Origin of the sequence: Streptomyces sp. NBC_00289, assembly GCF_041435115.1 — a bacterium.
Classification (GTDB): Bacteria; Actinomycetota; Actinomycetes; order Streptomycetales; family Streptomycetaceae; genus Streptomyces.
On sequence record NZ_CP108046.1, the window covers coordinates 6,939,570 to 6,963,046 of the forward strand.

Genomic DNA, 23,477 nt, shown 5'->3' on the forward strand with positions numbered 1-23,477 from the left:
GAGAGGCGGGCGTGATCAGTCGAGGGTGAGGACGAGCTTGCCCCGGACATGCCCGGCGTCGCTGACCTGCTGGGCCGTGGCGGCCTGGGCGAGCGGGTAGGCGGTGACGGTGGTGACGACCTGGCCGGTCGCGGCGTCCTGGGCCAGGGCGGCCAGGCGGGCGGCCGAGCGTTCCTGGCCACCGCTGGCGAAGGTGATGCCGAGCTGCTGCGCGCGGAAGTCGGCGATGGTGACGATGCGCTCGGTGCCGCCGCGCAGGGTGATGGAGTCCTCCAGGGCTCCCTTCCCGGCCAGGTCGAACACCGCGTCCACGCCCTCGGGGGCGAGCGCCTGGACCCGCTCGACCAGGCCCTCGCCGTAAACGGTCGCGGTGGCGCCGAGCGAGGCGAGGTATTCCTGGTTGCCGGGTCCGGCGGTGCCGATGACACGCGCTCCGCGGGCCGTGGCGAGTTGGACCGCCAGGGTGCCGACCGCTCCGGCCGCGCCGTGCATCAGTACGGTCTCCCCGGCGGCGACGCCCAGCAGGTTCAGGACCCGCTCGGCCGTCTCGCCCGCCACCGGCAGCGCGACCGCGTGCTGCCAGTCGAGGCCGGCGGGCTTGGGAGCCACGGTGGTGGCCAGCGCGTACTGGGCGTACGAGCCGGTGTCCGACCAGCCCAGCACCTCGTCACCCACCTTCACGTTCTGCACGCCCTCACCCAGGGCGTCCACCACGCCGGCGAGCTCGGCACCGGGGACGGCGGGGAGCGGCGTGGGGAACATGGCCTCCAGGGCCCCGGAGCGGATCTTGCCGTCCAACGCGTTCAGTCCGGCCGCCTTCACGTGGACGCGGACCTGCCCGGGGCCGGGCTGCGGGACCTCGATGTCCGCCTCGTGCAGCACGTCCGTGCCTCCGAAACGGTCGAACAGGATGGCTTTCATGACGACTCCTCTCGTGTCACCGCCCATTTAGGTGGCTAGACACATAACCAACGTAACAGCAAACATGTGGCTAGCCAAGTATTTGCTGTCGCTCGGGCTGAGCAAGAGCGGACATGGTCGCGTCGGTCCGCCCCGCGCGGCCCGACCTGGTTGCGGAGTTCCCGGCAGTCAGGGGTGGTGCTCCATCGCGGTACTCGGGATGGAGCGCCATCGCATGGGGGAGGGGAGTTCGCCGCCTCGCGCTTCCCCTGCCGGCGCAGTCTCCACGGCACGAGAGGAAGCGCACCGCCTCCGGCGGCCGCTCTTGGGCGGTGGCAGCCCAATGTTGGTGATGTATCTTAGTGACATACATCGTGGATGCTGGAGGTGCTCGATGTCCGTCACGCAGATTGACCTCGATGACGAGGCGCTCGCCGAGGCCATGCGGCTGATGGGCGTCACGACGAAGAAGGAGACGGTCAACGCGGCCCTGCGGGACTACGTGGCCCGGATCAAGCGGCTCGATGCTGCGGAGAAACTGGCCGCACGAGGTGCACGTGGCGAGTTCGAGCAGGCCGCGGCGGCGCATGACGCGGGCAAGCGGGCCCGGCGCGAGGCCTTCGAGTGATCACCTACCTGCTCGACACCTCCGCCCTGTGGCACCTGTTCCGCACCCCCGGAGCTCTGGCGCCCTGGGAGGGGCACATCGCCGCCGGGGTGTTCCACCTCTGCGAGCCGACACGCGCCGAATTTCTCTACTCGGCAACCAGTCCGACCCACCGGGACGAGCTCACGGAGGAGTTGGACGCACTTTGCCTGCTCTCTCCCGTTCCGAAGAACGCGTGGCGTTGGGTCGATACCGCCCAGTACAAGCTGACACAACAGGGTCAGCATCGTGCGGCAGGAGCGATCGACCTGTTGGTGTGTGCGACCGCGGTCCACCACGGGCACACCGTCCTCCATGTGGACAACGACTTCGCGACGGTCGCCGGAGCACTCAAGGAACTTCAGCAGCGAGACGTACGAGCCTGATCGAAGTCGCGGTCGAAGTGGAGCAGGGTGAGGCCTGCTTCTTCCGCGGCGGCGGCCACCAGGAGATCGACGGGGCCCGCGCTGCGGTGTTCCCTTTGGCGGTCGGTTGTTCCTGCGCGGGGCGCGGGGTGTGCGGTCGGTGGCGTGCTCGTCAGCCGAGCGGGTTGGTGGTGTCGCGCAGGGTGGCCAGGGCGGGGCGGTACATGCGGGACTTGATGGTGCCGAGCGTGTCGCCGGCCTTGGCCACCTGTGCCTGGGCGATCTCGACGGCGGTGGAGCGCACGGCGTCCTCGGTGACCGACTGGTCGACGATGCCGACGGCTGCGGCATCGTCGCCGCCGTAGCGGCGGGCGGTGACCATGGCCTCGTGGGCGGTCTGCGGCGCCAGCCGGGACTGGATGAGGGCGGCCATGCCGGGGGTGAAGGGGATGTTGATGTCCGCTTCGGGCAGGCACCAGTAGCCGCGGTCGGCGCGCATCACGCGGAAGTCGTGGGCGAGGGAGAACATCGCGCCGGCCGCGAAGGTGTGCCCCTGCAGCGCGGCCACCGTGATGACCGGCAGCGACAGCATCCGCGCGAACAGTTCGTGGACGGAGACGACGTAGTCGTGGTAGCGGTCGGCGTGTGCGGACAGCCAGTCCAGATCGAGGCCGTTGGAGTAGAACTTGCCGGTGGCGGCGGTGACCAGGGCGCGGGGGCCTTCCGCCTTCTCCACCTCGTCGAGCGCGGCACCGACGGCGGTGAGCCAGTCGGGGTGGAATCGGTTCTCTCCGTCTCCGAGGTCGAGGACGAAGACGTTGTCGTGGCGGTCGAGTGAGGGCATGGCGATTCCTTCGAGCTGAGTTGACCGGGTGAAGTGGCTACGGCCGGGGCCCGGGTCCGGCACCGGGGCGGTCGCGCAGGGTGTGGCGGAGCAGGTCGTGGATCTCGGCGGCGGCCGCCTCGATCGGGGCGGTGCTCCGCTCGGCCCGGCACATGATCACCGCGCCCTCGACCGCGGCGACGACGAAGGAACCCAGCCGACGGCTGCGCTCCTCGGTCAGGCCGTGCCGGACGAACAGGGCCGCGAGGGCCTCCTGCCAGCGGGCGAAGACGGCGGCGGCCGAGGGGGCGAGCTGGGGTGCGTCGTCGTTGGTCTCGACGGCCACCGCCACGATCGGGCAGCCGGCCCGGAAGTCGCTCTCCACGAGCCGGTCGCGCCACAGCAGGAAGAACGCGTCGACGGCCGCCACCGGATCATCCGCCTGCATGGCGGCGTCGATCAGATCCGCGATGAAGTCCCCCGCAAGCGCCACGGCCTCGTGGATGAGCTGCGTCCGCCCGCCGGGGAAGTGGTGGTAGACCGAGCCCCGCGGGGCTCCGCTGTGGGCGAGCACCCGGTCGATGCTGGTCGCGCTCGCCCCGTTCTCACGCAGCAGGGCGACGGCGCTGAGGATCATCCGGTTCCGGCTGTCGCTCCTGCGCGGGGTCACCTGCCCACCACCTTCCGACGGGATTGCGGCCCGCCGTACGGGCTACCTGTCGGTAACTTATGGGGTATGGCATAGAGCAGGCAAGAGGGGGAGCGGGGGGCCGTCCGGTCGGAGTCGACGAGGTGGCGGCATGTGGGCGACCGCGCTGCCGGGACCCGGTCGGCCCGCGCGCCCGTCGGCATGCGGCACCTGCGGGGTCCGGAGGGGAGTACGGTTGCGGCACCGAGCGCACCTCGCACGCCGTCATCGGTTTCGGCGTCGCCCTCGGGGAACGGCACAGGCCGGCCCACATCGGATCCGGCCGGAAATGAGCCGCCTCATGCCTTCAGGCTCGTACTCTCCCGCCGTCTTCCGTGTCCGGACCCGCCCAGAGCGGTAGCGGATTCACCGGCTTCCTGGTGCCCCGAGGCATCCCGGCATCTCGCCGACGGCCCCGGACCGATCAGCCCGTCCGAACCGGTCAGCACGGTTCCGAACCGCTCAAGAGGATGCGAGACGCATGTATTCACAGGACTCGATCTCCGGCCGCCGGCGTGGCCGTCCCGAACCGAGCGCGGAGGTGCTCTCCGGACTGGCCTGCCTCATCTGCGGCACCGACTACCGGAACGCACCCGACGCGCAGGCGGTGGTGGTCTCCCACCGCGACGACAAGCAGCTCCTCGCCTGCCGGGGGACGTGCGCACGCATGGCGAGCGGGTCGGCCGACGGCCTCGACGAGACGCCGCACCCGCTGGCCGAGCGCGTCCGCAGGCACCGGGCCGAGGGCTCCTGACCCTGATGTCGGGCAGCCGCGACGAGCACGCCGGGAACGAAGCACACGAAGCGCACGAAATATTGGGGAAGCCATGAGCCTGATGAGTCTCGGAGTACTTGCCTCCTCCCGCAAGGAGAACGAGTTCCGCCTGCCGTTGCACCCCGCTCACCTCGGCCGGATCGCCCCGGACATACGCGAGAAGATCTTCCTCGAACAGGGGTACGGCGAACGCTTCGGCGTCGCCGACGACGCGCTGCGACCACTCGTGGCCGGCCTGCGCCCGCGCGAGCGGATCCTCGCCGAGTGCGACATCGTGCTGCTGCCCAAACCGATGCACGACGACATCGCCGAGCTCCGCGAGGGCCAGGTGCTGTGGGGGTGGCCGCACTGTGTGCAGGACGAGAAGATGACCCAGATCGGCATCGATCGACGGCTGACCCTGATCGCCTGGGAAGCCATGAACCACTGGACCTCAACGGGCGCCTTCAGCGTCCACGTGTTCCACAAGAACAACGAGCTCGCCGGATACTGCTCGGTGCTGCACGCCCTCCAGCTCGGCGGGCTGACCGGCCACTACGGCCGCCGCCTGCGCGCGGTGGTCATCAGCTTCGGTGCCACCGCGCGCGGGGCGGTCACCGGCCTGGGTGCCATGGGGGTCACCGACGTCACGGTGCTCACCCAGCGCGCCGCCGCGGCGGTGGCCTCACCGATGCCCTCGGTCGTGATGGCCCACTTTGAGGAGCAGGAGGACGATCCGTCGCGCCTGCGGGCAGTCACCGCGGCCGGTTCGATGCCGCTGGCGGAGTACCTGGCCGGGTTCGACGTCATCGTCAACTGCGTCCTCCAGGACACCGACGCACCGCTCATGTTCGTCACCGACGAGGAACTCGCCCTGTTCCGGCCGGGCACCTTCTTCGTCGACGTCGCCTGCGACGAGGGCATGGGCTTCGAATGGGCCCGCCCGACCACCTTCGGCGAGCCCATGCCCACGGTGGGAGCGGGCTGCCACTACTACGCGGTGGATCACAGCCCGTCCCACCTGTGGAACTCCGCCACCTGGGAGATCAGCGAGGCGCTCCTTCCCTACCTGCGCAAGGTCATGAGCGGCCCCGGGGCATGGGACACCGACATCACGGTGAGGAAGGCCATCGAGATCCGCGACGGCGTCGTCCAGAACCCGAAGATCCTCTCCTTCCAGCACCGGTCAGCCACCTACCCCCACCCGCCCGAGGACCCGGCGCCCGCTCTCGACTCGCTGCCGCACTCCGCCGGGCAGCCGGCCTGACACATCGCACCGTCAGTTGCCGCCGGCTGCCTTGAACATGTAGTTCTCGGACTTCTCGCGGCTGATGTTCCAGTACGAGACGAGGGGGTTGTCGTCGATGTTGAGGAAGTCGGCCTCGTCGGGCAGCGCGGCCTCGATCGGCCCGCTGTCCGCATCGGCGTTGGAGACGCGGCCCTGGAGGCTGACGGTCATCGTCTCCACGGCCTCGGTCGGCACGCCGATGCGGAAGAGGAGCATGCCCGCGTACGCCTTCTCGCCCGGCCCGATCGTGGCTCCCTTCATCTCGGACTCCATCGGGCCGACCTGGTCCTCACGCCCGTCGTCGAAGCGGACGACCGGGTAGCGGTAGAGGGCGCATTCCTTGTTCCCGGTGTTGGTGGCCGTGAGGAGGAGGTGCCGGGCCTGGTCATGTGCGTAGAGCGTCGTGGTGATCGAGATGTCGGCGGCGCGGCAGGTGGCGGTGGCGGTCCCGCCGCCTGTGCTGCCCGAACCGCCGGAGTTCCCCGAGCCGCCGCCTGAGTCCTGCGAGCTGTCGTCCGTGGCGGTGTCCTCGCCGCCCGTGCCGGCGTTCTCGCCGTCCGAGCCGGTGTCCTCGCCGCCGGGCTGGGTGGAGACGGTCGCGCTCGGAGTGGCGGACGGGGTGGTGCCTGTGCCGTTGTTCGTGCCGCCCGGCTCGCAGGCCGTGGCGGAGAGGAGGGCGGTGAGGGCCGCGGCTCCCAGGGCGTGGGCCTTCCAGCCCCTGTGTGCGGTACGCATGGTGATCCCCCGTGTGCAGTCGTTGACCGGCACCCCGGTTGTCCGCCGCGTCTGTGGGACTCGACGACTTCCCGTGTGCACCGGTGCATCGACAGCAAGCTAGCCGGAAGGGCCGGTCCCTCTCGCCCAACGAGGGGTTGAACCGCGCCTGCAACCACAGTGGTCGTCGGTGTACCACCAGGGGTGTAGTGCGGTCAGGTCTCGGTCCGCATCCGGAGCTCCGTCAGGGGGTCTCCGTACCCCAGGTCGCGGGGCCGCGGGAGATCAGTCCGGTCTCGTACGCGAAGACGACCGCCTGGGCCCGGCTGTTCAGCATGAGCTTGCTCATGCAGCGGTGGACGTGTGTCTTGATGGTCGCCGTGCTGAGCACGAGTCGCTGGGCGATGTCGGAGTTGGACATGCCCGCTCCGACCAGCTCGAGGACCTCCAGCTCCCTGGGGGTCAGGTTCTCCAGCCCGGAGTGCGGCTCGGGTACGGCGGGGCGGGGGGTGTAGGTCTCGATGAGCCCTTTGATCACAGGGGCGCTGAACAGCATGTCGCCGGCGTGGACGGTGTCGATGGCGGCGAGCAGCCGCTCCGGCGGGGTGTCCTTGAGCAAGAAGCCGCAGGCGCCGACCTTCAGCGCGCCGTGGACGTACTCGTCGAGATCGAAGGTCGTCAGGACGAGGATCTTGGGCGGCGGGGTCGACGCCTGGGAGAGGATCCGCTCGGTCGCGGTGATCCCGTTGACCCCCGGCATCCGGATGTCCATCAATATGACGTCTGGTCTGGTCCTCGCGGCCAGCTCGATCGCCTCCTCACCGTCCTGCGCCTCCCCGACGACCTCGATCCCCGGTGCGGCCCGCAGGAGCGCGACGAGTCCCGAACGGATGAGGAACTGGTCGTCTGCGACGAGCACTGTGGGCATGCGGGATTTCCCCTCCTCGCGGCTGTCCGGCCGGGGGCCGGGACACTTCCTCACCTGTCGCGGGCCACGGGAACGGTCGGTTCCACCTCGAACCCGCCCTGTGGGCCGGGGCCGGCGGTCACCGTCCCGCCGTAGATCCCGAAACGCTCGCGCATGCCGATCAAACCATGGGCGGCGGTCCCCGCGGTGGCGCCGGACAGAACCGGCTTCTGTCCGTCGTCGGTCACGTTCGAAGAGGTGCGGCCGCCGACCGCCCGGCTTCTTCCGGACGTTGGGGCTGTTGAGCAGGGCGCCGATGCCAAGGACGGAGATGAACAGGGGGTACCACGCGAGCGTCCAGCGTGTGAGCGGTGAGTCGAGCGAGGAGACGGGCGCGAGGAGGCGGGGCGTCGGCCCCTCGTTCTCCCCGCGCTTCCCTTCGCGCCTGGTCACACTGCCCGAGGCGACGGACACCGAGTATCCGTGAAGTCACGCAAATCGGTTACGTAAGATCGTCGTTCGGGAGGCCCCGACGGCCGTGTGGCCGGGGCGGTGAGGGGGGACGTGACTCCGCTGGTGAGCCGACGCGCCGAGTTGGAGCGCCTGGACGAGGTGCTCGACCGGACACTCGGAAGGGACGGCGCTTCGGCCGTCGTGGACCTCGCAGGGGCGGCGGGCATCGGGAAGAGCCGGCTCATGTCCGAGTTCTGCCGGCGGGCGCGGGACCGGGGGATGACGGTGCTGCGGGGCCGGGCCACGGAGTACGAACAGCACATCCCGTACCAGCCGTTCAACGACGCGCTCGCCGACCACGACCTGGAACTGACCGATCCGGACGGCGTCGGGGACGGGCGCCGTGGCGACCGGTTCGGGCTGCACCGGTCCGTCGCGAGGCTGCTCGCACGGATCGCGGGGGACGGGCCCGGGCTCGTCGTGGCCCTGGACGACCTGCACTGGGCGGACCCGGCGTCCCTGGAACTCGTCGACCACCTCGTCCGCCATCCCCCGCACGCCCCCGTCGTGATCGTCGTGGGCCGCCGGGACCGCCAGACCACGGCGTCCCTCGCCGCCGCCCTCGCCCGCGGCATCGACCTGGGTACGGTCCTCCGGCTGGACCTCGGACCGCTCAGCGAGCGCGCGTGCGTCGAGGTCCTGGCTCCCGGACTGGCCCCGGACATGCCGCCCGGCCGGGTCGCCGAGCTGTACGCCGCCAGCGACGGCAATCCGCTGTACTTCCTCGCCCTCCTTCAGGCCGGACAGACCGGACAGGACCCGGGGCACGGATCGCCACGGCACGTCACCGGGCTCGGCTCCGTCCTGCTGGACGAACTGACGCCGCTGACCCCCGCGCAGCGCCGTACGGCCGAGGCGGTGGCCGTCCTCGGCGACCACGGCACCGCCGCCCTGCTGGCCGTGGTCACCGGCCAGGAGCAGGCCGACGTCGACGCGGATCTGGAGGCGCTGGCCGGCCGGGATCTGCTGCGCCACGGTCCCGGCGGTCGGTGGACACTGCGCCACCCGGTACTGCGGGCACTTGTGCACGAGGGCACCGACCCGCTGTCGCGTGTCCGTCTGCACCGCCTGGCCGCGGCCGGACTGGCCGCCGCCGGCGCCCCCGCCACCGAACGCGCCCACCACGTCGAGCGGTCACTGACCGGCTGGGACCCGGAGGCCGTCGCCGTACTGGACGAAGCGGCCGAGCGGTACGCCACCACCGCGCCCGCGAGCAGTGCCCACTGGCTGGGCGTCGCCCTCGCCAACCTGCCCGACCATCCGCGACACACCACGCTGCGCCGCGATCTGATGCTGCGGCGGGCCCGCGCCCTGGGCGTCTGCGGAGGACTGAAGGAGAGCCGGGACCTGCTGCACGACGTGATCTCCATGTCGCCGCCGGGCGAGAGGGGGGCGGCGGGCGTGCGGGCCTCCGCCGTGACGCTGTGCGCACTGATGGAGCGTCAACTGGGGCGCTATGCCGAGGCGGTCGCGCTGCTCCGCCGTGAGCTCTCCCGAACGCCGGGCCCGCCTCCCGTCGAAGCCGTCGAACTCGGCCTGGAACTGGGCTCGTCCGCGCCGCACGCCACCGCCTACCCCGAGGTGCGGGCCGAGGTGGCCCGCACCCTCGACCTGGCCCGGTCGCTGGGCGACGAGGTCGCCGAGGCGGGAGCGCTCGCGATCTCCGCCCTCGGAGAGACGTACGAAGGCGAGATGTCCGCCGCGCGGGAGGCCACCGACCGGGCGGCGGCACTCGTCGACGCACTGACGGATCACGACCTCGCGCGACTGTGCGAGCCGCTGGCCCGCCTCGGCTGGGCGGAGGCGTTCCTGGAGCGGTACGCCGACGCCGAACGGCACGCCGACCGCGGCCTGGCCATCGCCCGGCGTGGCGGTCAGCTCCACGTCCTGCCGCACCTGCTGCTGTGCAAGGCGCAGGTCCACATACAGACCCTCCGGCTCGACTCGGCCGGGGAACTCGCGGACGAGGCCGAGACGATCGCCCGCGGCATCGGCAGCGACGAACTGCTCGTGTTCGTCCTCGCCAACAAGGCGTACGCCCAGATGTACGCGTGTCCGTCCGACGACCGGACCCCGTTGGCGGTGGCCGAGGAGGCCGTCGCGGCGGCCGGTACGCGCATGAACTGGTGGGCGTCCATCGCCTGGTGCATGCTCGGCCATGCGGCGATCCACGCCGGCGACCCGCAGCGCGCCCGGGCCGCCGTTCTCCGCGGGGGAGGCGATGACCTGGAGGGACTCCACCCGTCCATGCGCCCGCTCATCCTGGAGATCCTGGTGACCTCCGCCGTCATGACCGGCGACACGGACTCCGCCACGACGTGGGCGGAACGGGCCCGCGAGGAGGCGAAGCGACTGGACCTGTCGTCGCAGTGGGCCTCGGCCCTGCGCAGCACCGCCCACTGCCGGGTCGCCGACGGTGACACGGCGGCGGCGGCCGAGCTGTTCGAGGAGGCCGCGGAGGAGGCGGCTCGCGGGGGCGCGGTCCTGTGGGAGGCGTTCGGTCTGCTGCTCGGCGCGACCCTGACCGGCGCCGCAGGTCACCCGGACCGTGCCGGCGCCATGTGGGAACGTGCCCGGCAACTGGCCGCGACCGGCGGTGCCCGTCTGTTGACCGGGCTGGCGGACGAGATCCGCCCCGCCGTGTTCGGTACGTCGGCGGCCGGTGGCCTGTCCGCGGCCGGGAGGGCGTCTCTCACCCCTCGCGAACAGGAGATCGCCGCGCTGGTCGCCGAGGGGCTGACCACTCCCGCCATCGCGGCCCGGCTCTATCTCAGCCCCCGCACGGTCGAGTCCCACCTCGGCCGCATCTACCGCAAGACCGGCGTCACGTCGCGGGCCGCCCTCGCCGTCCTCCAGGCCCGCTCCGAGCTGGGCGACGGGACGAGCCGGGGTACGCGGACCGACTGAGGCGCGGTGACGGCCGCAAGGGGGCGCAGGTCTGGGAGCAGGAGCAACAGGGGCGGGGCGGGTCAGGCGTGAGGGGAGTGGTTGTCGGCCGAGTCCCAGTACGGGGCCCAGGTCGGGAAGGACTCGGGGAGTTGGCGGGCGCCCAGCGGGTCGCTGCCGTCGTTCACGCCGGTGCCGTTCGCGGGTCTGGTCAGTGCGTCGGCCAGGTACCAGCGGTGGAACTTCCGCCGCCGGAAGCACCACTCGCCGTCCACGCGCAGGTAGTCGTCCCAGTACTGCAGTTCCCCGACCTCCCACTGGCCCGTCGAGGGCCGTTCGAGCTGGTCCCGGCAGTAGACGACGCCTCGGGCACGGTCCGCGTCGTCGAAGTCCACGATGTGGTTGGTCACCTGGTGGATCGTGGTTCTCGAGGCCCGCATGGCCTCGGTGTACCAGCGATGCAGTGCCGCGCGGCCGAACTCCTCGCGTCCCACCCGCACGTCGGGCACGAACAGGTCCGCGACGGCGTCCATGTCCCGTGAGTCGAGTGCCAGCGCGTACCGGTAGGGGAGTTGGCGGATCTCGGCCAGCGACTCCATGCGGTCGAGCCGCTCCTCGACCGTCGTCGGCGTCCAGGGTCCAAGTCGGCCCATGCTCGTCTCCTCCCGGGTGCCGGCGCGTGTCGCCACCACGATCACAGCGCACTTACAGATGAATAAATTAACTCATTTGATGGGTCCATGGGTGAACTCGTTCGGGCCGCCGTCCGCATTCGACGGGTCAGGGCGTCAGGATGATCTTGCCGGGGGTGGTGCGGGAGGAGGATTCGGCCAGTTCCATCGCCGCGGCCGCCTCGGCCAGCGGGAAGCGGGCGGCGATCTGCGCGGTGAGCACGCCGTCGCGCAGCAGGTTGAGGACGTGGGTGAGGTCGGTGCGGGTCCGGGCCCGGAACGCCTCGCGCCTGGCCGAGTCCGGCTTGCCGGAGCCCGCCCAGATGTCGTAGAAGCTCGCGTGTCGGCCCGTGGGCAGGTGGTTCCAGAACGCCAGCTTGGCCAGCAGGGGCAGGAAGTCGAGCAGGACCGGGCGGGTGTCGTCGAGCGCGGCCGCGATGCTGTACGAGACCAGCGTGCCGGTGCGGTTGAGCAGTCGGTAGGAGAGGGTGACGCTCGCGCCGCCGAGGTGGTCGAACACGGCGTCCACGCCGTCGGGGGCCAGCGCGCGGACGCGGGCGGCCAGGTCGGGGTCGCGGTAGTCGATCGGCTCCACGCCGAGTGCGCGCAGCGCCTCGTGATGGCGTGGAGCTGCCGTGCCGATCACGTGGGCGCCGGCGTTCCGGGCGAGCTGGACCAGGATCGAGCCCACGCCCCCGGCGGCGCCCGTCACCAGGACGGTCTGCCCGGCCCGCACCTTCGCCTTGGTGTGGAGCATCTGGTAGGCGGTCAGGCCGTTGACGATCAGCGTCTCCGCCTCGTCCGGGTCGATGCCGTCGGGTACGTCCACCAGGTCGGCGGCGGCCAGCAGTACGGCCGTGGCCCAGCCGCCGGTCTTGGTCAGCGCGGCGACCCGGCGGCCGACGAGGGCGCGGTCCACGCCGGGGCCGACGGCCTCGACGACGCCCACGAGGTCGTAGCCGGGAACGAACGGGAAGGCGGGCTGGCCGTAGTAGCGGCCCCGGCGCATCGCGCTCTCCGCGAAGGACACCGCGGTCGACTCGACCCGCACCAGCGCCTGGCCGGCGGCGGGTGCCGGCAGTGAGCGCCATACCCGTCGCAGGCTGGTCGGGGCGACCTTGCCCGGCAGCACCATCTCGGCGGCGGTCGTGGTGCCCTCGGTGGTGGCGTCCAACTCGGTCATGGTCGACTCCTCAAGCAGTTGCGACCCTGCGTCGCTCTGTTAATGACCGTAACTATGTGTCTGGCCGTCAGGGATGTCAAGCGAAAGCGCTACGGGTCGTAACGGATGACGGGGGCTGCCCGAAGTTCGACGGGCCCTTACGATGTGACTATGACTAACCCACCGCAGACCATGAGCAGGCGCGAGCGGCTTCGGGCGCAGACCCTCCAGGAGATCGAGGACACGTCGTTCGCGATCATCGACGCGGACGGCGTCCACGCGCTGTCGATCGCGGCGCTGGCCCGGGGCATGGCGATGTCCGCACCGGCCGTCTACCGCTACTTCCCGTCGCGCGACGCGCTGGTGGCGCACCTGGTCACGCTCTCCTACCAGCAGCTCGTGGCGGCGATGAGCCAGGCGGTGGAAGGGAGCAGGCGGGCGCCCCGCGCGCGGGTACGGCTGCTGGTCGCCGCCTACCGTGACTGGGCCCTGCGGTACCGGCGGCGCTACGGGATGCTGTTCGGTGAGCAGGCCGGGGACCTGCCCGGCGACGTCACCGGACAGACCCCGCTGGACCAGGCGATGGCCCTGCTCATCGACCTGCTGACGGCCGTGCAGGGCACTTCGCCGGCCGACCGTGGCAGCGGCGACCGAACACTCGACGGCCAGCTTCGGCAGTGGGCCCGCTCCCAGCAGCGGCCGGACACCCCACCCCGCGCCGCCCGCGCCGCCATCCTGATCTGGTCGCGGGTGCACGGGATCGTGAGCCTCGAGCTCACCGGCGTCTTCGACAACCACCCCCTGGAGGCGCAGCGGCTGATCGATTCCGAGATCGACAGCGCCGTCCGGTCACTGGAACCGGACGACTCCTAGACCCTTGCTGGATCAGGCCGGCCTCGGCGGGGGTCCGGCACGGCGACGCTCACGAGGAGCCGCGCAGCGCGGTCCAGGTCTCATGGCCCACGATGCCGTCGGCGTCCAGTCCCTTGTCGCTCTGGAAGCCGCGCACCGCGGACTCCGTTCCGGGGCCGAATTCGCCGTCCACGCCGCTGCCTCCCACGCTGTAGCCGCGCTTCGTCAGCATGCACTGCACTTGCAGGACGTGTTCTCCGCTGTCCCCTGGGCGGGTGCGTCCGTTGCCGGAGTAGTAGGTGCAGTCGGAGATCCAGGGCGGGGTCGCGGGTTCCGAGGGTGTGTCGCTGGGGGTCGGAGTGACGTCGGTGGAGGTGCCGGCGGAGGCGGCCGGAGCGGAGGCGGCGTCGGGTCGGCCGCCGGTCGCGGCCCCGGAGACCTCGGGACGTGTCGGGTCGTGGTCCGGGCCGGTCGCGGTGCCGACGCTCTTGCCGGACGTGCCCTCGGCGGATGTCCCGTCCGAGGGTCCGGGCGTCGGAGCGGCCGTGGGATCGCCGGGTGCGGCGGCGAGCGAGGCCGTTCGGCCGGTCGCCGGGGAGTGGGCGGTGGCGGGGGCGTCCGGGCGGGTGAGGACGAAGGCCGTCACGGCCACCGCGCAGACGGCGATGCCGGCGGCGGCAATCAGCGCCGCCTTCCTCCGGGTCCGGGCACGGGGCTTTTCCGCCGGACGTAACGGCTCCGGAGAGGCCACCTCCGGCCGGGCGTCCGGGGCGCGTAAGCGGGCCTTCCGTTCGGCGGGGAGGCGGTGCAGCACCTCGTACGCCCGCTGCCGGGCCAGCACCTTGGCCCCCAGCGGCTCGGCCCAGCCGGCCGTCTCGGTGGGTGCCACGGCCCGTGCCCCGGCCGCCTCGACGAGGTCCTGCGGGGTGGGCCGGCGCCCGGGCTCCTTGGCCAGACAGGCGGACAGCAGCGAGCCGAGCTCCGCGTCCGCCGCCGATATCTCGCCGAGCAGCTCCGGATCCGGTTCCTCGAACGCCACCCGGTGCATCACGTCCACGCCCGTGCCGTCGCCGAACGGAGCCCGCCCCGCGGCCGCGTAGACCAGCGTTCCGGCCAGCGAGAACACATCCGACGCCGTGTCGGACCTGCCCGTCCGCAGGTGCTCCGGCGACATGTAGGCCGGAGTGCCGACCCGGTTGCCCGTACCGGTGATCGCGCTCGCGTCCACGGCCTTCGAGATGCCGAAGTCGATCACATGGGCGCCCCGGACGGACAGCAGGACGTTGGACGGCTTCAGGTCGCGGTGCACGATCTCCGCGGCGGCGAGGTCGGCGAGCGCACGCCCCAGTTCGGCCGTCAGCCGCCAGACCGTCGCCGTGTCGAGGGCGCCGTCCTCCCGTACGGCCTCCGTCAGATCGAGCCCCGGGATGTACTCGGTGGCCATCCACAGCACCGCGTCCCGGAACCCCGTGCCGCTCAGTCTCGGCGTGTGCGGGGTGCGGAGCCGGGCGTGCACCGACGCCTCGCGCTCGAAGCGGTGCCGGAACCTGGCGTCCTCCGCGTACTCCGGCCTGATCACCTTCAACGCGACCAGACCCGGGCTGCCGTCCACGGGACGGGCCAGATAGACCCGCCCCATACCGCCGCTGCCGAGCAGGGCCAGCGGCACATATGGGCCCACCTGCGCCGGGTCACCGGAGTGCAGGGGTGAGGCGCCGGTCCGCCGCAGCGCGGCGGCCTCGCTCGTCGCCGGTTCCGGCGGCACCGGCCGCAGTTCTGACACGGATCCCCCGAAATGCTTCACGTCGTACGCCAGTTCGCCACGAAGAGGAGACGAGGCTAACCCAGCGCTGCCGTAAGTTCCGGGGTTCCCGGCGCTTCCGGGTACCTCGATTCCGCGTGTTCTCACGGTCGAACAAGCGGGTCAGTTCAACGTGGCGTAGACGATGAGGTTGTTCACCGGGTGGCCCTGGGCGTCGAAGTCGCCGTCGCAGGTGATCAGTCGGAGCGCGTGGTCCTCGGTCGGGCCGTAGACCTTCTCGGTGGGGAAGGAGTTCTTGCTGACGCTCTCGGTGGCTGTGACGGTGAAGTGCGAGGCCTTCCCCCGGTCGTCGGTGACGGTGATGTCCGCGCCCTTGTCGATCTTCTTCAGGTCGTGGAACACGGCCTTGCCGAAGCGGGTGTCGTTGTGGCCGATGATGACGGCGGCACCGGCCTGACCGGGCACCGCACCTCCGGTGTACCAGCCGGCGGTCATCCCCTTCTCGGCCGGCGGGACCTCGACGGTCCTGTCCGCGTTGAGGCCGAGTTCCATCAGCGAGCTGCTCACCCCGATCGACGGGACGGCGACCCTGGCGGGGGCCGCGACCCGCCCGGCCCGCGGAGCTTCGGGGGAGGCGGTGCCCCTGGCGGCGGCGGGAGCGGGGTCGGCCGCGTCGTGGCCGGCCGGGGCGGGTGCCGTGGACGAGCAGCCGGTGAGTACGGCGAGGGTCAACGGGACGACGAGCGCGAGGCGGGCGAGGGCCGGCGGGGTGCCGTAGCGCCGTACCGGACGGGGTGCAGGGGACAAGGCGGGCTCCAGGGCAGGACCGGGTGAAGACGCGGTGGCGTCGCCCGGTGAGGGGCGACGCCACTGATGTGCGGGTCGAAGGTGTGGCGGCGGGTCAGCCGTTACGGCGCCCGGCCGCTCGGCGGCGCAGTACGAAGGTGCCGGCGCCGGCGAGCAGCAGTGCGCCGGTGGCCGAACCGACGAGGGGGGCGACGTCGCTGTCGTCCGCCGGGGCCTCGCCCGCGGCGACGCCGCCGCGCGGGGTGTCGTCCTTGCCCGATCCCGCCTTGATGGCCTCGAGCTTCTTGAGCTCCTCGGGCGACAGGCTCTTCGAGGCCGAGGCCCTCTTGGCGGCCTCGGCCCGCTTCCGGTCGGCGGCGGCCTTCTGCGAGGCGGTCGGCTTGTCGGTCGCGGACGCGGACGGCGCGGCGCTCGGGTCGTCGGCGACGGCGGCGGTGGCCGGCACGAGCAGCGCGCCGGCCGCGACGGCGGTCAGCACGGCGAGACGCAGGGTGAGATGGCGGGACATGTATCGCTCCAGTTCCGGCCCGGCCTTGGTGGTACCTGGATGCCTAGCCGCACCAGGTTCCGGGCATGGGGCAAGACTGGAGACAGCTTGTGAGGAAGCTGTCAGAAAGCCATGGTCGTCGCATGGTGGCCGGAAGCGGTGGAGCGGTCCGCGGCCGTACCTCTACGTCGTGTCGTCGCCGGGCTCCCGGGCCGTACCGCCGCCCGGTCCGCCGGCCGTGGTGTCGCCCGGCGAGGCCGGCAGGTGGAGGGTGAAGACCGAGCCCCGGCCCTCGACGCTCGTCACGCTCGCCGTCCCGCCGTGGGCCTCGGCGAGCTTCAGGACGATCGCCAGACCGAGGCCGCTGCCGCCGGTGCTCCGGTTGCGGGACTTCTCCGCCCGCCAGAAGCGGTCGAACACATGGGGAACGTCGTCGGCCGGGATACCGCTGCCGGTGTCGGCCACTTCCACGGCGACCGTCTCCGCGGCGGTGCCGGCGGCTGGGGCGGTCCCGGCAGCCCCGGCGGTCCCCGGGGCTTCGGTGTCCGTGGGACCGGGACCGGAGACGTACGAGCGCAGTGTCACCCGGCCGCCGGAGGACGTGTGACGTACCGCGTTGGAGACCAGGTTGCTGACGGCCTGGCGCAGCCGCACCGGGTCGGCGTCGAGCAGGGGCGGCGCGGGCGTGCCGGGTGGCGCCGCGGCGACCGACAGCGTGACGCCCGCGGTCTCCGCCAGCGCCTGGTGCGCCGCGACGACCTGGCCCAGCAGGTCGTCGACGCGTACGGGCTCCAGGTGCAGGCGCAACGCCCCCGCGTCGGCCGCCCCCAGGTCCTGGAGGTCGTCGATGATGTGCTGAAGCTGCACGGCCTCCTCCAGGAGCGAGGAGACGAACACCGGGTCCGGCTCGGCCAGACCGTCCTGCGCCGCCTCCAGCCAGCCACGGATGTTGCTCAGCGGGGTCCGCAGTTCGTGGGCGACGTCGCTGACCATCACCTTGCGCTGCTCCTCGAGCCGGGCGCGGTGCACGGCCATGTCGTTGAAGGCCGCCGCGAGCCGCCCGATCTCGTTGTCCGGGCCGACCGGCACGGGCACCGGGCCCAGACCGTCCCGCATCCGCTGGGCGGCGCCGGTGAGCGCGTGCAACGGACGTACCAGCCGGGCCCCGGCGATCATCGACGCGCCGACGGTGAGGGCGAGGACGAGAGCCGTGACGCCGGCGATGCGCGCGGTGTTGCCCGGCGAGAGGTCGAAACCCGGCACGCTGACGGCACCCGGGTCGTCGATGAACAGCAGCGCGGGCGCGGCGACATAGGAGGTGAGCTGTTCGCGGCGGGCGCTGCCGACACAGGAGGCGACGGCCCGGTCGTACGCGCTGTCGCGGGGCGCGGTCACACGCTCGGGGGCCTTGCGCGCCGCGGCCGCCTTCTGCTCGGCCGCCTTCTGCGCGGCGGTCCTCGCGAGGCCCGACTTCTCCTCGGCCAGGTCGTATCCGGTCCCGGAGTCCGCCGCGTCCTGCGCGTAGCCGCGGTCCCAGGACAGGTCCAGGTTCAGGTGCACGCCCGCGCGGCCCTGGCGTTTCAGGCAGGCGTCGGCCAGTCGGTCGAGGGCACGCAGCGCCTTCCGCTCGGTCGGGGTGGCTGCCGGCGGTTCGACAGCCAGGCACTTCAGTTCCATGAGGCGGTCGTTGTCGTTGCTCACGAACTGGATACGGGGCCGTCCGCTCGGGCTCTCGACGACGTCCGCGGCGATGCCCACCTTGCTCAGGCAGGCCATGCCCTCGGTGGTGATCCGCCGCAGCTGGGCCCGTTCGGTCGCGGGCAGCAGGAACGGCCCGACGGCGCGCGGATCGACGCGGTCCGTGCCGGCGGCGGCCTCAGGCACCAGCACGGGATCGACGGAGAGCGGGTCGACGACCGCCGAGGCCTGCGGGGGCAGCGGCGCGACGGACGAGGCGGCCGCGGAGCCGGCGCCGGAAGAGTCGAAGAGCGGCCGCCGGTCCTGGGTGGTCAGCACGATCCGGCGCTGGGACTGGCGGGCCAGCTTCCGCACGGTGGCGTCGGCGCCCTCCCAGCCGGGATGGGTGGCCGCGTACCCCAGCAGGGTGTTGTAGATCTTGGCGTCGGCGCTGAGGTTCTGACCCTGCTCCTGGCGGATCGCGCCGGAGGTCGTCTGTACGGCGAGCCAGGCGGTGGCGGCGACCGAGCAGGAGGCCACCAGCGCCGACACGGTCAGCAGCCGGCCGAGCAGGCTCCGGCGCAGCGGCAGCCGTACCCCCCGGTCACGACGACGCATGCCGTACGTTCCTCGTGGGGTCCGTCAGTTTGTACCCGACGCCGAAGACGGTGAGGAGCCGGTCCGGGCGCCGCGGGGCCCGTTCGATCTTCTTGCGCAGATGCATGACGTGCACGTCCACGGTGCGGCGGCTGATGTACTTGTCGAAGCCGTGCAGCTCCTCCAGGAGCCGCTGTCTGGTGAAGACCCGGTCGGGTTCCGCCGCCATCGCGGCGAGGATACGGAACTCGCCGGGCGTGCACTCGACCGGAGTCCCCTCGACCGACACCTCGTGCCGGGCCGGATCGACCCTGAGCGTGCCCACCGTCAACGCCTCGTCCTCCACGGCGGCGGGAGGCGGGACCGGGACGGGCCCGGCGGCACGCCGGTTGCGGCGCAGCAGGGTACGCACCCGGGCCACCAGCTCACGTGGGCTGAACGGCTTGGTCATGTAGTCGTCCGCGCCGAGGTCCAGACCGAGCAGCAGATCGTCCTCGGTACTGCGGGCCGTCAGCATCAGCACCGGCATCTCCCGGCGCTCGGCGCGCAGGATCCGCACCACGTCGAGGCCGTCGGCCCGGGGCATCATCACATCGAGGACGAGCAGGTCGGGCTCGCTGCGCCGCACCTCGTCGAGTGCCGCGCGTCCGTCCTCGACGACCGTGACCGTGTGCCCCTCGTGCTCCAGATAGCGGCGCACCAGTTCGGCCTGCTTCGCGTCGTCTTCGGCGACCATGATGTTTGCGTACACACGGAGGATCGTAACGAGCGTGTGTTCGGAGGCGCGGTAACTGGCCTTTCGGCGGCGGAAGTTCGACGCGAGTACGGCGGAGGACCGCGGGGGTCCGCGTGGAGCGGGCGGGACGGACGGGGGCTGGTCGAAGGGTGCGCGAAGGGGGCGGTCCGACGCCCCGGCCCGGTCGGGTCAGGCCTGGAACTCGGTGAGGTCGATGTGGTGGATGTGCAGCGGGAAGCCGTACACCGGGTGGGTCGTGTCGTGGTCCAGCGTCATGCCGAGCTTGCGGATGACGTTCTCGGAGGCGTCGTCGCCCGGCCGGCTGATGCTGATGACGCGATCGAGACCGCGGTCCTGGAGGGCGAACTCCAGCGTGGCCTGGGCGGCTTCGGACCCGTACCCCTGGCCCCAGAACTGTGAGCCGAGCTGCCAGCTGATCGCCACGGCGGGCAGCACCTCCGGCAGGAACTCGGGCACGGACAGGCCCACGCAGCCGGCCAGTTCGCCGGAGCCCAACAGCTCGACGGCGAAGAGACCGAAGCCCTCCTCGTCCCACTCCTCCTCCCACCGTTCGATGGCCTCGGCGGTCTGCTCCAGGTCGCGGACCGAACCGTCGTCGATCCAGCGCATGACCTGCTCGTCCGCGGTGATGTCCGCCATCGGCACGAGGTCGTCGTCGTCCCAGCGGCGGAGCAGGAGGCGGGGCGTGCGGATCTCGGTCATGGCGCCCATCCTGCCCAAGGTGAGGGCCTCACCCCTAATCGGCGCCCGCGGGCCGGGCGCTCGCACGGGCGGCGGACCGGATCGGGAGACGTGCCCCCGTGTCAAAATGGACGTGCCCTCCGCCGTTTCCCGTACTGACCCTTCGAGGTGCTCCGTGACCAAGCCCGTGGCCCGCGAGCCGATGCGACGCAATTCGCGGTCCAACCGGGCGCGCATCCTGGCCACGGCCCGCCAGGAACTGGGCCGGAACCCCGACGTCACCCTGGAGGAGCTGGCACGGGCCGCCGGGGTCGTACGACGCACGCTCTTCGGGCACTTTCCCGGGCGCGCGGCACTTCTGGAGGCCCTCGCCGAGGAGGCCGCGGACACCATCCGGGGCACGGTCGCGGCCGGGACGACGACGGAGCCCGCCGAGCGGGCGCTCGCGCACTTCGTGTTCTCCCTGTGGCCCGTGGGGGACCGCTACCGGATGCTCCTCGCACTGGCCCGGCGGGATCTCGGCGCCGAACGCGTCGCGGAGGTTCTGGCGCCGGCCCGCGAGCGGGCCACGGCCATCCTGGAGCGAGGGCAGCGCGACGGCGTCTTCCACTCGCATCTGCCGCCCGCGGTGCTGAGTGCCGGCCTGGAGGCCATGACGGTCGCCCTGCTGGAGGAGGTCAACACCGGGGCGCTGGTCGAGGACGACGGAAGCCGGGCCGCGGTCGCCACGCTCATCGCCGCCGGGGTGCCGGAGAAGCGGGCGAGCGCGGTGGTCGACGAGGTCGCATCGACGGCGGTCCCGGCCGCGACGCCGCCGACCACCGCCGACGCCTGAGCGGACCGTTGGCCCTCGTCCGGCTTTCGAAAAAGCGCTGCCGCCTACTTCTGCTCGCTGTCCTGCGAGTCGGCGTCCGTGTCGTCGCGGTCGCCCTCCGCCTGGGACGGGGTGGGGTGGGGTGGGGCGGGGTGGTCGGTGCGGTTTCGGGTATCGGGTTCGTCGGGCTCGCCCTCGGCCTGGGACGGGGTGTGGTCGCTCATCGTGCTGCCTCCTCCTGAAGGCGTCGGCCGGCGGTCGGTCCGAACGTCTTCGTGGTCTGGTACCGGTGCAGCTCCTCCAGCCTGCCCAGCTGGTCGTGGGCCCGTTCGAGCAGGCGGTCCAGCTGTCCGGCGTCGAGGCGTTCCTCGTGGTCGGTCAGGCGGCGCAGGGTCTCCCAGCAGGCGGCCTTGCCGGTCACGCCGGTGCGCAGCACCTCCAGCTCCACCAGCGGGGTGAGCGGCGAGCGGCGTACCAGACGGCCGTTGCTCTTCAGGCGGCCCGCCTTCTCGGCCAGGCTGCCCGCGACGACCTTGTACCGGCGTACGGGGATGTCGAGCCGGCGCATGATCTCCAGGAGGCTCGCCCGGTCCTCGGCGATCTCCTCGGCGAGTCGCCCCACGACCGCCGCGAGGGCCGGATCCGGCTCGGCCTCGGCCACGTACCGGACTCGCTCGACGCCCGCCGTGGCGCCGGCGAGGTGGTCGTTGAGGTAGATGCCCAGCAGATCGGTACGGGTGTCCTCCGTGTCCGGCTGGTCTTCCGGGCGGTCCTGCATCGGATGATCCCCTCGTCGTGACGGGCGGCCGGACGACGTCGAGCGGCGGCCCTCGACCGTGCGCCGTCATCCACCGTCGGCTGCCGTCGGCGCCTTCTGCGAGCTCGGGGCGCCCGTCGGTGGCGGTGGTGGACCCGCGGCTTCGGCCGTCGGATGGCTGGCACCGACCGAGTCACCCTTATCGGCCCCGCCACACCTCGGCCGCGCCACACCTCGGCGCTGCCGCACCTCGGCTCCGCCGTACCTCGGCCGCGCGCACCACCGGGCCGACTCGCGACCACAGGAAGGACCACAGCGCGTGGCGTAACTGCCCGAGCTCGTCCCGCGGCACGTCCAGGTGTTCGGCGTTCTCCGGGCACCCCGCGGAGGCGGCGGACGGCTGCGGCAGCGGGGCGGTGCGGTCGATCCGCATGACTGCGCGAGTCGCCTGCCCGGCGTCCGGCGTAGTACACATGTTCCGGGGAATGAGGAAAAACCGTGGAGACGGGTGTGAACTGCCGGGCTCGGGCAGGGGGAGTGGGGAGACGGAGTGGGTAACCGGTATCAGGCCCTGTCCGGGGCCGTCGCTGTGACCCCGGCACTGAGCGTGTCGCCGCTCACCGGGCGGAGCGGTCTGCGGGTGGCCGGAGAGGTCGGCCTCGCGACACAGGTGATCTGGGAGCGCGCGCTGGAGCGGGCCGTGCGCGAGGACGAAGACGTGTACCACTTGGAGTTGTCTGCCGTGACTTTCGTCGATGTCGCGGGCGCCGGTGCGCTCGCGGCCGCCGCTCAGCGGCTCGAGGACGGTCGGCGTATCGTGCTGAACCGGCCTCCGGCCACCCTGCAACGGGTACTGGAGATGTTCTGGCCCGAACTGGCGGCGATCGAGGTGTCGATGTCATGAGTGCCGCGGCGCACCCCTTCGAGGCCTTCGACTCCTCCGAGCCCGGCGTCCCGGGCGGCTCCGACCTGCCGAGCGACCCTGTCGAGCCGAGCGACTCCGCCGACCCCTTCCTCCATCCCGCCCTGTTCTACGAGGACGAGCGGGAGTACGTCGCCGGGACCGTCTCCTTCGTCCGGGCCGGCCTGGCGGCCGGCGACCCCGTGGCGGTGGCGGTGCCCGGGGAGAACCTCCGGCTCATCCAGGACGAGCTGGGCGACGCCGCCGACGGCGTGCGGTGGCTGGACATGCGGGAGGCCGGGCGCAACCCGGGCCGGATCATCCCCGGGGTGCTGCGCGCCTTCGCCGACGCCCAGCCGGCCGGCCGCCGGGCGCGGATCATCGGCGAGCCGATCTGGGCCGGCCGGACGGAGACCGAGTACCCGGCCTGCGTCCAGCACGAGGCCCTGATCAACGCGGCCTTCCGGGGCCGCACGGTCAGCATCCTGTGCCCCTACGACACCCGGCGCCTCGACCCCCGCGTGATCGCCGACGCCCACGCCACCCATCCCACCCTGGTCCTCTCCTCCGGGCTGGAGCAGGACAGCACCGCGTACGACCCCGCGGACGTCGTCGCCCGCTACAACGAGCCGCTGCCGCCCGTGACGGACGCGCTGTCGTTGTCGTACGACGCGGAGTCGCTCTCGCGGGCCCGGCACATCGCCACCGACGAGGGCGCCCGGCTCGGGCTCGCGGGCACCCGGCTGCAGGACCTGACGCTGGTCACCGCGGAGCTGACCACCAACAGCGTGGTGCACGGCGGCGGTTCGGGCACGCTGCGGGTGTGGGCCGAGGACGGGTACGTGCTGTGCGAGGTGCGCGACAAGGGGCGGCTCGCCGATCTGCTCGCCGGGCGCCGGCCCCCCGCCCGTGACCAGCGGGGCGGCCGCGGGCTGCTCCTGGTCAACCTGGTGACCGACCTGGTGCGCGTGCACACGGACGAGGACGGCACCACCGTGAGGTGCTGGTTCGCCCGCTGACAGCCCGACTCGCGGGGGCCCGACTCGTGCCGGCGGGGACGCCGGCCGG

General features: G+C 72.1%; 27 protein-coding genes and 1 pseudogene. 10 read left to right on the plus strand and 18 right to left on the minus strand.

Annotated features, from left to right (window positions below; translation table 11 throughout):
- Positions 1-15: 15 nt before the first annotated feature.
- Positions 16-921, minus strand: a complete 906-nt coding sequence (locus OG985_RS31435) for an NADP-dependent oxidoreductase (RefSeq protein WP_371671718.1) — start codon at positions 919-921, stop codon at positions 16-18.
- Positions 922-1,294: 373 nt separating this feature from the next.
- Between OG985_RS31435 and OG985_RS31440 the strand changes: the two genes are divergently transcribed.
- Positions 1,295-1,528: a type II toxin-antitoxin system VapB family antitoxin gene (locus tag OG985_RS31440; protein ID WP_030606313.1), complete on the plus strand. Its 234-nt coding sequence runs from the start codon at positions 1,295-1,297 to the stop codon at positions 1,526-1,528.
- A complete protein-coding gene (locus OG985_RS31445; protein WP_371671719.1) occupies positions 1,525-1,932 on the plus strand; it encodes a PIN domain nuclease in 408 nt (135 codons plus the stop codon). The genes OG985_RS31440 and OG985_RS31445 overlap by 4 nt, the downstream gene beginning before the upstream one ends.
- Here the strand turns inward: OG985_RS31445 and OG985_RS31450 are convergent.
- The 3 genes and pseudogenes from OG985_RS31450 to OG985_RS31460 form a co-directional block, all read right to left on the minus strand.
- Positions 1,908-2,056, minus strand: a pseudogene (locus OG985_RS31450) (PIN domain-containing protein); the annotation flags it as partial. The gene OG985_RS31445 and the pseudogene OG985_RS31450 sit on opposite strands and share 25 nt — an antisense overlap.
- A gap of 27 nt (positions 2,057-2,083) precedes the next feature.
- Positions 2,084-2,755 (minus strand): enoyl-CoA hydratase-related protein, encoded by a 672-nt coding sequence (locus OG985_RS31455; protein ID WP_371671720.1) that lies wholly within the window; start codon positions 2,753-2,755, stop codon positions 2,084-2,086.
- Positions 2,756-2,792: 37 nt separating this feature from the next.
- Positions 2,793-3,404 carry a TetR/AcrR family transcriptional regulator gene (locus OG985_RS31460; RefSeq protein ID WP_371671721.1) on the minus strand — a complete coding sequence of 204 codons (612 nt, stop codon included), beginning with the start codon at positions 3,402-3,404 and terminating at the stop codon, positions 2,793-2,795.
- 499 nt (positions 3,405-3,903) lie between these two features.
- Between OG985_RS31460 and OG985_RS31465 the strand changes: the two genes are divergently transcribed.
- On the plus strand, positions 3,904-4,176 hold the full coding sequence (locus OG985_RS31465) for a hypothetical protein (protein WP_371671722.1): 273 nt from the start codon (positions 3,904-3,906) through the stop codon (positions 4,174-4,176).
- Between the two features lie 73 nt (positions 4,177-4,249).
- On the plus strand, positions 4,250-5,443 hold the full coding sequence (locus OG985_RS31470; protein ID WP_371671723.1) for a N(5)-(carboxyethyl)ornithine synthase: 1,194 nt from the start codon (positions 4,250-4,252) through the stop codon (positions 5,441-5,443).
- A 12-nt stretch (positions 5,444-5,455) separates the two neighbouring features.
- Here OG985_RS31470 and OG985_RS31475 read toward each other — a convergent pair whose 3' ends face one another.
- The 3 genes from OG985_RS31475 to OG985_RS31485 all read right to left on the minus strand — a co-directional run bounded on the left by OG985_RS31475 (position 5,456) and on the right by OG985_RS31485 (position 7,333).
- Positions 5,456-6,199, minus strand: a complete 744-nt coding sequence (locus tag OG985_RS31475) for a DUF4232 domain-containing protein (RefSeq protein WP_371671724.1) — start codon at positions 6,197-6,199, stop codon at positions 5,456-5,458.
- A 223-nt stretch (positions 6,200-6,422) separates the two neighbouring features.
- Positions 6,423-7,106, minus strand: a complete 684-nt coding sequence (locus OG985_RS31480) for a response regulator (protein WP_371671725.1) — start codon at positions 7,104-7,106, stop codon at positions 6,423-6,425.
- Between the two features lie 50 nt (positions 7,107-7,156).
- The gene (locus tag OG985_RS31485; protein WP_371671726.1) at positions 7,157-7,333 is read right to left on the minus strand and encodes a hypothetical protein; all 177 of its coding nucleotides are present in this window, start codon (positions 7,331-7,333) and stop codon (positions 7,157-7,159) included.
- A gap of 83 nt (positions 7,334-7,416) precedes the next feature.
- Between OG985_RS31485 and OG985_RS31490 the strand changes: the two genes are divergently transcribed.
- Together OG985_RS31490 and OG985_RS31495 are read left to right on the plus strand one after the other, a co-directional pair.
- On the plus strand, positions 7,417-7,572 hold the full coding sequence (locus OG985_RS31490) for a hypothetical protein (RefSeq protein ID WP_371671727.1): 156 nt from the start codon (positions 7,417-7,419) through the stop codon (positions 7,570-7,572).
- Between the two features lie 86 nt (positions 7,573-7,658).
- Positions 7,659-10,505 carry an AAA family ATPase gene (locus OG985_RS31495; RefSeq protein ID WP_371674551.1) on the plus strand — a complete coding sequence of 949 codons (2,847 nt, stop codon included), beginning with the start codon at positions 7,659-7,661 and terminating at the stop codon, positions 10,503-10,505.
- 62 nt (positions 10,506-10,567) lie between these two features.
- Here OG985_RS31495 and OG985_RS31500 read toward each other — a convergent pair whose 3' ends face one another.
- Both OG985_RS31500 and OG985_RS31505 read right to left on the minus strand, forming a co-directional pair.
- Entirely contained in the window at positions 10,568-11,137 is a 570-nt protein-coding gene (locus OG985_RS31500; protein ID WP_371671728.1) for a nuclear transport factor 2 family protein, read from the minus strand.
- 127 nt (positions 11,138-11,264) lie between these two features.
- Complete coding sequence (locus tag OG985_RS31505; RefSeq protein WP_371671729.1) at positions 11,265-12,338, minus strand: medium chain dehydrogenase/reductase family protein; 1,074 nt, start codon at positions 12,336-12,338, stop codon at positions 11,265-11,267.
- A 150-nt stretch (positions 12,339-12,488) separates the two neighbouring features.
- On the opposite strand from OG985_RS31505, the gene OG985_RS31510 reads away from it, so the two are divergent.
- The gene (locus OG985_RS31510; protein ID WP_371671730.1) at positions 12,489-13,190 is read left to right on the plus strand and encodes a TetR/AcrR family transcriptional regulator; all 702 of its coding nucleotides are present in this window, start codon (positions 12,489-12,491) and stop codon (positions 13,188-13,190) included.
- Positions 13,191-13,239: 49 nt separating this feature from the next.
- Here the strand turns inward: OG985_RS31510 and OG985_RS31515 are convergent, their stop codons facing one another.
- From OG985_RS31515 to OG985_RS31540, 6 genes are all read right to left on the minus strand, one after another.
- The gene (locus OG985_RS31515; protein WP_371671731.1) at positions 13,240-14,952 is read right to left on the minus strand and encodes a protein kinase; all 1,713 of its coding nucleotides are present in this window, start codon (positions 14,950-14,952) and stop codon (positions 13,240-13,242) included.
- A 141-nt stretch (positions 14,953-15,093) separates the two neighbouring features.
- The gene (locus OG985_RS31520; protein ID WP_371671732.1) at positions 15,094-15,738 is read right to left on the minus strand and encodes a class F sortase; all 645 of its coding nucleotides are present in this window, start codon (positions 15,736-15,738) and stop codon (positions 15,094-15,096) included.
- A 94-nt stretch (positions 15,739-15,832) separates the two neighbouring features.
- A complete protein-coding gene (locus OG985_RS31525; RefSeq protein ID WP_371671733.1) occupies positions 15,833-16,246 on the minus strand; it encodes a hypothetical protein in 414 nt (137 codons plus the stop codon).
- A gap of 162 nt (positions 16,247-16,408) precedes the next feature.
- Positions 16,409-18,520 (minus strand): sensor histidine kinase, encoded by a 2,112-nt coding sequence (locus tag OG985_RS31530; RefSeq protein ID WP_371671734.1) that lies wholly within the window; start codon positions 18,518-18,520, stop codon positions 16,409-16,411.
- Positions 18,507-19,235, minus strand: coding sequence for a response regulator transcription factor (locus tag OG985_RS31535; RefSeq protein WP_371674552.1), 729 nt, complete (start codon positions 19,233-19,235; stop codon positions 18,507-18,509). The genes OG985_RS31530 and OG985_RS31535 overlap by 14 nt, the downstream gene beginning before the upstream one ends.
- Positions 19,236-19,424: 189 nt before the next feature.
- A complete protein-coding gene (locus tag OG985_RS31540; RefSeq protein WP_371671735.1) occupies positions 19,425-19,958 on the minus strand; it encodes a GNAT family N-acetyltransferase in 534 nt (177 codons plus the stop codon).
- Between the two features lie 154 nt (positions 19,959-20,112).
- Between OG985_RS31540 and OG985_RS31545 the strand changes: the two genes are divergently transcribed.
- Complete coding sequence (locus OG985_RS31545) at positions 20,113-20,772, plus strand: TetR/AcrR family transcriptional regulator (RefSeq protein WP_371671736.1); 660 nt, start codon at positions 20,113-20,115, stop codon at positions 20,770-20,772.
- A gap of 44 nt (positions 20,773-20,816) precedes the next feature.
- On the opposite strand, the gene OG985_RS31550 is transcribed toward OG985_RS31545, so the two are convergent.
- The 3 genes from OG985_RS31550 to OG985_RS31560 all read right to left on the minus strand — a co-directional run bounded on the left by OG985_RS31550 (position 20,817) and on the right by OG985_RS31560 (position 21,941).
- Entirely contained in the window at positions 20,817-20,975 is a 159-nt protein-coding gene (locus OG985_RS31550; protein ID WP_371671737.1) for a hypothetical protein, read from the minus strand.
- Positions 20,972-21,529: a hypothetical protein gene (locus tag OG985_RS31555; protein WP_371671738.1), complete on the minus strand. Its 558-nt coding sequence runs from the start codon at positions 21,527-21,529 to the stop codon at positions 20,972-20,974. Before OG985_RS31555 ends, OG985_RS31550 begins: the two co-directional genes overlap by 4 nt.
- Positions 21,530-21,707: 178 nt before the next feature.
- Complete coding sequence (locus OG985_RS31560) at positions 21,708-21,941, minus strand: hypothetical protein (protein WP_371671739.1); 234 nt, start codon at positions 21,939-21,941, stop codon at positions 21,708-21,710.
- Positions 21,942-22,058: 117 nt separating this feature from the next.
- Between OG985_RS31560 and OG985_RS31565 the strand changes: the two genes are divergently transcribed.
- Positions 22,059-22,412, plus strand: coding sequence for an STAS domain-containing protein (locus tag OG985_RS31565; protein WP_371671740.1), 354 nt, complete (start codon positions 22,059-22,061; stop codon positions 22,410-22,412).
- A complete protein-coding gene (locus OG985_RS31570) occupies positions 22,409-23,428 on the plus strand; it encodes an anti-sigma factor RsbA family regulatory protein (RefSeq protein ID WP_371671741.1) in 1,020 nt (339 codons plus the stop codon). The genes OG985_RS31565 and OG985_RS31570 overlap by 4 nt, the downstream gene beginning before the upstream one ends.
- Positions 23,429-23,477 lie beyond the last annotated feature (49 nt).

What these genes read in the sequence shown, in the direction of transcription:
- OG985_RS31435 (WP_371671718.1), bottom strand. Translation starts at nt 921, where the DNA reads ATGAAAGCCATCCTGTTCGACCGTTTCGGAGGCACGGACGTGCTGCAC.
- OG985_RS31440 (WP_030606313.1), top strand. Translation starts at nt 1,295, where the DNA reads ATGTCCGTCACGCAGATTGACCTCGATGACGAGGCGCTCGCCGAGGCC.
- OG985_RS31455 (WP_371671720.1), bottom strand. Translation starts at nt 2,755, where the DNA reads ATGCCCTCACTCGACCGCCACGACAACGTCTTCGTCCTCGACCTCGGA.
- OG985_RS31465 (WP_371671722.1), top strand. Translation starts at nt 3,904, where the DNA reads ATGTATTCACAGGACTCGATCTCCGGCCGCCGGCGTGGCCGTCCCGAA.
- OG985_RS31470 (WP_371671723.1), top strand. Translation starts at nt 4,250, where the DNA reads ATGAGCCTGATGAGTCTCGGAGTACTTGCCTCCTCCCGCAAGGAGAAC.
- OG985_RS31475 (WP_371671724.1), bottom strand. Translation starts at nt 6,199, where the DNA reads ATGCGTACCGCACACAGGGGCTGGAAGGCCCACGCCCTGGGAGCCGCG.
- OG985_RS31480 (WP_371671725.1), bottom strand. Translation starts at nt 7,106, where the DNA reads ATGCCCACAGTGCTCGTCGCAGACGACCAGTTCCTCATCCGTTCGGGA.
- OG985_RS31490 (WP_371671727.1), top strand. Translation starts at nt 7,417, where the DNA reads ATGAACAGGGGGTACCACGCGAGCGTCCAGCGTGTGAGCGGTGAGTCG.
- OG985_RS31500 (WP_371671728.1), bottom strand. Translation starts at nt 11,137, where the DNA reads ATGGGCCGACTTGGACCCTGGACGCCGACGACGGTCGAGGAGCGGCTC.
- OG985_RS31505 (WP_371671729.1), bottom strand. Translation starts at nt 12,338, where the DNA reads ATGACCGAGTTGGACGCCACCACCGAGGGCACCACGACCGCCGCCGAG.
- OG985_RS31510 (WP_371671730.1), top strand. Translation starts at nt 12,489, where the DNA reads ATGACTAACCCACCGCAGACCATGAGCAGGCGCGAGCGGCTTCGGGCG.
- OG985_RS31525 (WP_371671733.1), bottom strand. Translation starts at nt 16,246, where the DNA reads ATGTCCCGCCATCTCACCCTGCGTCTCGCCGTGCTGACCGCCGTCGCG.
- OG985_RS31530 (WP_371671734.1), bottom strand. Translation starts at nt 18,520, where the DNA reads ATGCGTCGTCGTGACCGGGGGGTACGGCTGCCGCTGCGCCGGAGCCTG.
- OG985_RS31535 (WP_371674552.1), bottom strand. Translation starts at nt 19,235, where the DNA reads ATGGTCGCCGAAGACGACGCGAAGCAGGCCGAACTGGTGCGCCGCTAT.
- OG985_RS31540 (WP_371671735.1), bottom strand. Translation starts at nt 19,958, where the DNA reads ATGACCGAGATCCGCACGCCCCGCCTCCTGCTCCGCCGCTGGGACGAC.
- OG985_RS31550 (WP_371671737.1), bottom strand. Translation starts at nt 20,975, where the DNA reads ATGAGCGACCACACCCCGTCCCAGGCCGAGGGCGAGCCCGACGAACCC.
- OG985_RS31555 (WP_371671738.1), bottom strand. Translation starts at nt 21,529, where the DNA reads ATGCAGGACCGCCCGGAAGACCAGCCGGACACGGAGGACACCCGTACC.
- OG985_RS31560 (WP_371671739.1), bottom strand. Translation starts at nt 21,941, where the DNA reads ATGCGGATCGACCGCACCGCCCCGCTGCCGCAGCCGTCCGCCGCCTCC.
- OG985_RS31570 (WP_371671741.1), top strand. Translation starts at nt 22,409, where the DNA reads ATGAGTGCCGCGGCGCACCCCTTCGAGGCCTTCGACTCCTCCGAGCCC.